The organism is Streptomyces sp. NPDC020807, assembly GCF_040641575.1.
Lineage (GTDB): Bacteria > Actinomycetota > Actinomycetes > Streptomycetales > Streptomycetaceae > Streptomyces.
Window position 1 is genome coordinate 74562 of sequence record NZ_JBFADU010000029.1, and the last position, 6790, is coordinate 81351.

Consider the following 6790-nt stretch of genomic DNA (forward strand, 5'->3'; position numbering starts at 1 on the left):
ACGCCGGGCCACCGCACCCGGTCCGCACGCGACGGGGCCGGGTCTCCCGAAGGAGGCCCGGCCCCGTTCCCGTACACACAGTCCGAGCGGACCGGCCGGCCGCTCAGACGGAACCGGTCCCGCCACTGCCACCGCTTCCGCCGCTCGCGCCGTCGCCGGTGCCGTCCCGCTCCGGCAGGGTGTCCGTCAGGCCGAGGCCCGTCCGCGCGTCGGCGCCCAGGTCCTCGGGCAGGGCTTCCCATGCCGTGTCGTAGGCCTCCCAGTACGCCTCCGCGTCGGCCGCCGAGGCGAGCTTCCTCCACACCGTCGAGGCCTCGTCGAGCTCCTTGCCGAGCGCCGCGACGGGGCCGGTGGAGGCGCCGGGCCAGCTCTGGGCGTCGAGCCCCGCGCGGGCGCCGTCGATCGCCGTCAGCATCTCCGCGGACCAGGCCCTGTTCCCCTCGAAGTCCTCGTCCGGGTCCTCCTCGGGCTCCCGGGAGCCGACCTCCTCGACCGGGTTGAGCGCCTTGAGGAAGGCCAGCTGGTCGGCGGTCAGGGTGGTCTCGTCGGCCCGCACCGAACCCGTGACGGGCTTCTTGTCACTGGCGAACGTGCAGGTCACGGTCCGGTCGCCGTCCCGCCAGCTGTCGTCGGTCGGGTAGTAGTAGGAGATCCACAGCTCGCCGGGGATGGCCCACGAGTCCATCGCGTAGGCGAAGCCGATCTCGTCGCAGCGCTCGTCGGCCTGCTGGAAGATCGCCTTCTCGCCGGGCCAGCCGTCGTGCCCGGTGATCCTGAAGGAGCCGCTGACCTCGCCCCGGTGCGGCTCGTCACAGTCGAGGACCTCGACGTCGGTCGAGTAGTCGGCCCCCGGCCCGCCGTTGTCGTCGAAGCACTGCCCGGTGCGCAGCGAGAACGTCGACCTGGTGCGCGCCGCCTCGTCCAGGCCCTCCTCGAACTCGTCGGCGATCGCGCCGAAGGCTCCGGTCGCGAAGCCGAGGGCGACGAGCAGGCAGCTGACGGCGGAGAGGACGATGCCGGTGATCGCGAGCCCCTTGCCCGCCTGCCCCTTCTTCTTGATCTGCGGGAGGGCGAAGAGGCCGAGGATCAGCCCGAGCGGCGGGAGGCAGCAGACGAGGCCTGTGACGAAGGACCCGACGGCGAGCCCGTTGGTGGTGCGCCGGGGAGGGACGCCGTAGGGGCCCGGGGCGTACGGCATCCCGGGCGAGGTGTACGGGCCGGGGGCCTGCGGGGCGGGCCAGCCGCCCTGCTGGGGCTGCTGGGGCTGCTGCGGCGGGGTCGGCTCCACGGCGGGAACGCTCCTAGGGGCGACTGACGGCTGACGACATCTGACGACTGACGATCGAAACGAACAAACGATCGGTCGCACATCGTACGGAAGGGGCGGCCCCCCGAAGGAGACCGCCCCCTTGCCGGCACTCGGCGTGACGGGTCAGAACTGGAGAGCCCAGGAGTCGATCTTGCCGACGTCCGCGGCGGCGTTGTCGGAGACGCGGAGCTTCCACGTGCCGTTGGCGACCTCGGAGGAGGCGTTCACGGAGTACGTGGTGTTGATGTTGTCCGCGCTGCCGCCGGTGCCGTACGCCTTCAGCGTGTAGGCGGTGCCGTCGGGGGCGATCAGCTGGACCTGGAGGTCACCGATGTAGGTGTGGACGATGTTGACCGGGACCTGGAGGGTGGCGGGGGCGTTGCCGGAGACGCCGCTGACGGTGACCGGGGACTCGACGGTCGTGTTGTCGGCGATGGCGAAGTCGGCGGTGTTCTCGAAGCGCGGCCCGGGCGGGGTGGTGGTGCCGCCGCCGACGTACAGGAGCCGGTTCGGGGAGCCCGTGCCGGGGCTGGTGACGACGTTCGGGGTGGCGGCGTTCACGAGGGCCGTGGACACCTGCGCGGGGGTGGCCGTCGGGTTGTCGGCCAGGTAGAGGGCGGCGGCGCCGGCGACGTGCGGGGTCGCCATCGACGTACCGGAGATGGTGTTGGTGGCGGTGTCGCCCGTGCCCCACGACGAGGTGATGTTGGAGCCGGGGGCGAAGATGTCCAGGATCGAGCCGTAGTTGGAGAAGCTGGACCGGGCGTCGGTGTTGGTGGTGGAGCCGACGGTGATGGCCTCGGCGACGCGCGCCGGGGAGTAGTTGGAGGCGTTGGAGTTGTCGTTGCCGGCGGCGACGGCGTAGGTGACGCCGGAGGCGATCGAGTTCTTGACGGCGGTGTCGAGCGCGGAGTCGACGCCACCGCCGAGGCTCATGTTGGCGACGGCCGGCTTCACGGCGTTCCGCGTGACCCAGTCGATGCCCGCGACGACCTGCGCCGTCGTGCCGGAGCCCTGGTTGTTGAGCACGCGGACGCCGACGATCTTCGCCTTCTTCGCGACGCCGTACGAGGTGCCGCCGACCGTACCGGCGACGTGCGTGCCGTGGCCGTGGCCGTCCTGGGCGACGTTGTCGTTGTCGATGGCGTCGTAGCCGTTGAAGGCGCGGCCGCCGAAGTCGGTGTGCGAGATCCGTACGCCCGTGTCGATGATGTACGCGGTGACGCCCTGGCCCGCGGAGTCCGGGTAGGTGTAGCTCTGGTTGAGCGGGAGCGCCTTCTGGTCGATGCGGTCGAGGCCCCAGGACGGCGGGGAGGGCTGGGTCGTGTCGACGGTGAAGACGCGGTTCTGCACGACGGACTTCACGGCGGGGTCGGCCGCGAGCTTCTTCGCCTGCGCCTCGGAGAGTTCGACGGCGTAGCCGTTGAGCGCCGACGTGTACGTCCGCTCGATCTTCGCACCGAACTTGGCGGCGACCGCCCGCCCCTTGGCCGTCTCCGCCTGGGCGGACTCGTCGAGGGTGACGATGTAGCTGCCGGGGATGGTGCCTTCGGCCCCGGCGTTCTCGATGACGCCCTCGGCCGCGGCCGGAGAGGCGGCGGCGGGGAGGGTGGAGGCGGTGCCGAGGGCGAGGGCGACGACGGCGACGGCGGCGGCCGTCACGAGCCGGCTGCGGTGCTGTGGATCACGCATCACTGACATGTGAGGGGTCCTCCTCATTGGTGGTGCGTTGCTGTGGGGGTACGGCAGCCGAGCCGACGTCACGCACAGGCACCACGCAAAGGCATGCCCATGACAAGTAACGGTTTCTTCAAGTCCGCCTGCCGACCGAAAGATTGACGGATCCATAGGAATCCCACAAGGGGCACGACGAACGGGACACGCGGACGACACACAGCTGACACGCTGACCCCATGAGCGCACCCACGGAGACCTACACCTGCCGGAACTGCGACGTCCACACCCCCACGACCGCGCTGACCTGGTGTTGCCCGAAGTGCGGCGGCCCGTGGGACCTGGAGACCGCGGAACCCCACCGCCCCCTCCCGCAACTCCCCGCACTGGCGCCCCGCACGAACTCCCTCTGGCGCTACGCGGAAGCACTCCCCCCGATGCCGTGCGCCCCCGCGGTCACCCTCGGCGAGGGCCGCACCCCCCTCGTCCCCCTCACCGACTCCGTCGCGGCCAAACTCGACTTCCTGATGCCGACCCTCTCCTTCAAGGACCGAGGCGCGGTGATGCTCGCCGCCCACGCCCTGCGCCTGGCGCGCCTGGGCCTGGTGGACCGGATGGTGGCGGACAGCAGCGGCAACGCGGGCACGGCGGTGGCGGCGTACGGAGCGAGGGCGGGCCTGCCCACGACGGTGTACGTCCCCGAGGGCACGAGCCCGAAGAAGCTGGACCAGATCCGGGCGCACGGAGCACGGGTGGTCGAGGTGGAGGGCGACCGCGAGGACACAGCGAGCGCCGCCCGAGAGGCGGCGAACGCCCCGCGCACCTTCTACGCCTCGCACGTCCACAACCCGTACTTCCTCCAGGGGACGAAGACCTACGTCTACGAACTCTGGGAGGACCTGGGCGGCCGGCTGCCGGACACGATCGTGGTCCCGGTGGGCAACGGCACCCTCCTCCTCGGCGCGGCCCTGGCCCTGGCCGAACTCCACGCCCAGGGCCTCGCCGACTCCCGCCCCACCCTGGTGGCGGTCCAGGCAGAGCCCGTCTCCCCCTTGTCCCAGGCCTTCCACGCGGGCGCGGACGACCTCACGGAACCAGCCGTTCCGCACCCCACCCTCGCCGAGGGAATCGCGATCACCGCCCCGCCCAGGGCCCACCAGATCCTTGAAGCGGTACGGGCCGCGGGCGGCACCTTCGAAACGGTCAGCGACGACCAACTCCGCACCGCCCAAAAGGACCTGGCCCACCGCGGCCTCTTCGTCGAACCCACGGCGGCAGCCTGCTGGGCGGCCGTCCGGTCAACCCCACCCCGCCCGGGCCTGACGGTGGTCCCGCTGTGCGGCGCGGGGGCGAAGACGGGCCTGGCGCGCTGAGCCCGCGACAGCGGAGGCCAGAAAGGCGAAGGCTTCGAGCGGCATCTCGGCTCCTCACGGGAAGGTTCCACAGATGCGTGAGCCTGGCTGATCGGTCGTTCGGCAGAGTTCACGCCGACGAAGATGAACCGCCGAACAGCCGGCCCATGTCTCGTTCTCCCGGCGGATCGACCGGGCGGAAGAAGGAGGGTGCGTGTCGGGCGGCGACATCGCCGTGGATCAAGCGCTGGCCTTGACCGCTCCTGGACATGGCACGACCTCGCCCGCTCCCTCGCGTCTCCACCCCTGCCCCGGGACCCGGTGACGGCGAAGGGGCCGGACTCGACAGAGCCCGGCCCCTTCTGGTGCGCGTACGGGACTACACGTTGAAGCGGAACTCCACCACGTCGCCGTCCTGCATGACGTACTCCTTGCCCTCCATGCGGGCCTTGCCGGCGGCGCGGGCCTCGGCGACGGAGCCGGTTTCGACCAGGTCGGCGAATGAGATGACCTCGGCCTTGATGAAGCCCTTCTGGAAGTCGGTGTGGATGACACCGGCAGCCTCGGGGGCCGTCGCGCCCTGCTTGATCGTCCAGGCGCGGGATTCCTTCGGGCCGGCCGTCAGGTAGGTCTGGAGGCCGAGGGTGGCGAAGCCGACGCGGGCGAGGGTGGCGAGGCCGGGCTCCTCGGCGCCGACGGACTCGAGGAGCTCCATGGCATCCGCGTCGTCCAGCTCGGCGAGGTCCTGCTCCAGCTTGGCGTTCAGGAAGATGGCCTCGGCCGGGGCGACCAGGGCGCTCTGCTCGGCCTTGAAGGCGTCGTCCGTCAGCTCGTCCTCGTCGACGTTGAAGACGTAGAGGAAGGGCTTCGTGGTGAGGAGGTGGAGGTCGTGGAGGAGCTCCGCCTTCTCCGAGCCCTGGACGATGCCCTGGGAGAAGAGGGTGTCGCCCTTCTCCAGGATCGCCTGGGCGGCCTCGACCGCGGCGACCTTCGGCGCCGTGTCCTTCTTGATCCGCATCTCCTTCTGGAGGCGCGGGAGGACCTTCTCGATCGTCTGGAGGTCCGCGAGGATCAGCTCCGTGTTGATCGTCTCGATGTCGTCCTTCGGCGAGACCTTGCCGTCGACGTGGACGACGTTCTCGTCCTTGAAGGCGCGGATGACCTGGCAGATCGCGTCCGACTCGCGGATGTTCGCGAGGAACTTGTTGCCGAGGCCCTCGCCCTCGCTCGCACCGCGCACGATGCCGGCGATGTCGACGAAGTCGACGGTCGCCGGGAGGATGCGCTGCGAGCCGAAGATCTCCGCGAGCTTGTCCAGGCGGGCGTCGGGGACGCCGACGACGCCGACGTTGGGCTCGATCGTGGCGAACGGGTAGTTGGCCGCCAGCACGTCGTTCTTGGTCAGGGCGTTGAACAGGGTCGACTTGCCGACATTCGGCAGACCGACGATTCCGATCGTGAGCGACACGGTGGCGACTTCCTGAAGTGTGGATGGTGGGCCGATCCCCCAGTTTACGGGCGGGTCGCGGTGGGCGGTGACGGCGGCCGTCCGCCGGACTTCCGGTCAAGGTCATCCAAAGGGCGTGTCCCGGACCCGGTTCCCGGCCCTCCCCGACCTACGTTGGTGGTGTGGAGCAGCACAGGACTAGTCAGCCGACCGGCCGCCGACGGCCCCGGAACCCCGTTTCCGCGCCCCCGAAGGCGCCCGCGGCACCCGCCGACGCCCAGGGTGCCCGGGTGGAGGGCGTGATTCTGGAGGGCGGCGCGGCCGTCTACCGCGCCCGAGGCCTGCGGGGCGGTCCGGACTCCCGGCCCGTCGGCGCCGGCCGGTTCGAGCCCGTCGCCGCCGGGCCGGCGGCCGGCGGCTCCGGCCGGGCCGCGGTGAGCGGCGCCGCCGCCCGGTCCGTACCGCCCGTCGCGCTCGCCCTCCGCCGGCTGCCCTCGCCGCGCCTGACCGGGCTCGGCGCCGGGCTCTTCGCCTCCGTCGCGATGCTGTTGATCGGCTTCCTCGACCGGCTGATCCTGGACGGCTCGCCGCTCGCCTTCGGGCTGCTGTTCCTGCCCGTCAGCGCGCTCACCGCCCTCTGGGTCCGTACCGCCGACCTGGTCACGGCCCCCATCGCCGTACCCATCGCCTTCGCCGTCGGCGTCGTCCCCATCGCCGGCGGTACGGGGGGACTCGGCGGCCAGGCCATGGCCGTCGTCACGGCGCTCGCCGTCCACGCCGGCTGGCTGTACGGCGGCACCCTCGTCGCCGGGCTCATCACCTGCGTACGGAAGGTGGCGGACATGGGGCAGCAGCGGAGGCGGCCGCCGGCCGCGGCCCAGAAGCGCCGGCCCTAGGGGGTGTTGGACCCTGGTCCGCCGGGCAGGCCCGGGCCGGCCCGGCGGTCCACCGCCCGGGGCTCCGCTCCGCGCCGCCGCAGAAAGGAAGAGCGGCGGGTAGGGGAAGAGG

5 protein-coding genes are annotated in these 6790 nt (G+C 71.6%); 2 read left to right on the forward strand and 3 right to left on the reverse strand.

All coding sequences use genetic code 11. The features are described from left to right. Positions 1–103: 103 nt before the first annotated feature. Both AB0G79_RS29460 and AB0G79_RS29465 read right to left on the reverse strand, forming a co-directional pair. Complete coding sequence (locus AB0G79_RS29460; protein ID WP_360811740.1) at positions 104–1288, reverse strand: DUF4190 domain-containing protein; 1185 nt, start codon at positions 1286–1288, stop codon at positions 104–106. Between the two features lie 144 nt (positions 1289–1432). Continuing rightward, complete coding sequence (locus AB0G79_RS29465) at positions 1433–3010, reverse strand: S8 family peptidase (protein WP_360811742.1); 1578 nt, start codon at positions 3008–3010, stop codon at positions 1433–1435. Between the two features lie 212 nt (positions 3011–3222). On the opposite strand from AB0G79_RS29465, the gene AB0G79_RS29470 reads away from it, so the two are divergent. Next, entirely contained in the window at positions 3223–4356 is a 1134-nt protein-coding gene (locus AB0G79_RS29470; RefSeq protein ID WP_360811744.1) for a threonine synthase, read from the forward strand. Positions 4357–4714: 358 nt separating this feature from the next. Here the strand turns inward: AB0G79_RS29470 and ychF are convergent, their stop codons facing one another. Then, positions 4715–5803, reverse strand: coding sequence for a redox-regulated ATPase YchF (ychF, locus tag AB0G79_RS29475; RefSeq protein WP_360811746.1), 1089 nt, complete (start codon positions 5801–5803; stop codon positions 4715–4717). A 413-nt stretch (positions 5804–6216) separates the two neighbouring features. On the opposite strand from ychF, the gene AB0G79_RS29480 reads away from it, so the two are divergent. After that, positions 6217–6678 (forward strand): DUF6542 domain-containing protein, encoded by a 462-nt coding sequence (locus AB0G79_RS29480; protein ID WP_360811758.1) that lies wholly within the window; start codon positions 6217–6219, stop codon positions 6676–6678. Positions 6679–6790 lie beyond the last annotated feature (112 nt).

Coding starts and splice junctions, on each gene's coding strand:
- AB0G79_RS29470 (WP_360811744.1), top strand. CDS start 3,223: ATGAGCGCACCCACGGAGACCTACACCTGCCGGAACTGCGACGTCCAC.
- AB0G79_RS29465 (WP_360811742.1), bottom strand. CDS start 3,010: ATGTCAGTGATGCGTGATCCACAGCACCGCAGCCGGCTCGTGACGGCC.